Source organism: Cellulomonas sp. B6, assembly GCF_001462455.1.
Taxonomy (GTDB): Bacteria; Actinomycetota; Actinomycetes; order Actinomycetales; family Cellulomonadaceae; genus Cellulomonas.
Map to the genome: position 1 here is coordinate 1 of NZ_LNTD01000261.1, position 1,104 is coordinate 1,104.

Annotated in this window: 1 protein-coding gene; it reads left to right on the plus strand. The window is 74.0% G+C overall.

Translation table 11 applies throughout. The features are described from left to right. Positions 1–110: 110 nt before the first annotated feature. Complete coding sequence (locus ATM99_RS17545; protein ID WP_062104088.1) at positions 111–1,091, plus strand: carbohydrate ABC transporter permease; 981 nt, start codon at positions 111–113, stop codon at positions 1,089–1,091. The last annotated feature ends 13 nt before the right edge of the window (positions 1,092–1,104 follow it).

The following is a 1,104-nucleotide window of genomic DNA, read 5'->3' on the forward strand; positions in this document are numbered from 1 at the left end:
GCCTAGTTTCGAGCACGGTCCGGCCCCACCCCGGGGCCGACGACGACGGACCACCGTCGTCGCCGCCGCGCCGACGTCCCCCCGGACGCGCCCCGACCGCCCGGAGCACCATGACCGCCGTCCTCGCCCCGCCGCCCGGCGCGGGCCCGTCCGCCGCGCCACCGGCCTCGCGCCCGTCACGGCGCGCCGCCGCGCGGCCCGGCGCCGCCGCCCGCGCGCGCCGCCGCCGCGCGCTCGGCTGGTTCGCGCTGCTCGCGGGCCCGAACGTCGCGCTGCTGGCGCTGTTCGTCTACAAGCCGCTGCTCGAGAGCCTCTACCTGTCGACCATGCAGTGGAACCTCGGGTCGCCCGTCGCGCGGTTCGTCGGCCTCGGCAACTACGTCGAGTGGTTCACGGCCGACTCGACGGCCCGCGTCCTGACGACCACGGCCGTGTTCACGCTGACGACCGTCGGCGGTGCGCTCGTCCTCGGCCTCGCGCTCGCGCTGCTGCTCGACCGTCGCCTGCCCGGCCGCGGCCTGGCCCGGACGGTCGCGTTCGCGCCCTACGTGCTGTCCGGGTACGCGGTCGGCATCCTGTGGTTGTTCATCTTCGACCCGCGCTACGGGCTCATGTCCACCGTGCTCGGCTGGTTCGGCGCCACGTCGCCCCAGTGGTACACGGCCGAGCCGTGGCCGCTCGTCATGGTCGTGGTCGTCTACCTGTGGAAGCACCTCGGGTACGTCGCGCTCATCTACCTCGCGGGCCTGCAGGCCGTGCCGCAGGACCTGCGGGACGCCGCCGCGCTCGACGGCGCGACCCCCGCGCGGACGCTGCGCTCGATCGTGCTGCCGCTGCTCGCACCCACCACGTTCTTCCTGCTCGTGACGATGCTGCTCGCGTCGCTGCAGTCGTTCGACATCATCCGGTCGATGACGCAGGGCGGCCCGCTCGGCTCGACGACCACGCTGATGTACCAGATCTACGTCGAGGGCTTCGTCAACGGCCGCGCGGGCTACGCGTCGGCCGGCGCGACGATCCTCTTCCTGCTGCTGCTGGCCGTGACGGCCGTGCAGCTGCGGTTCGTCGAGCGGAAGGTGCACTACGCATGAGCGGGCCCGCGGC

What these genes read in the sequence shown, in the direction of transcription:
- ATM99_RS17545 (WP_062104088.1), top strand. Translation starts at nt 111, where the DNA reads ATGACCGCCGTCCTCGCCCCGCCGCCCGGCGCGGGCCCGTCCGCCGCG.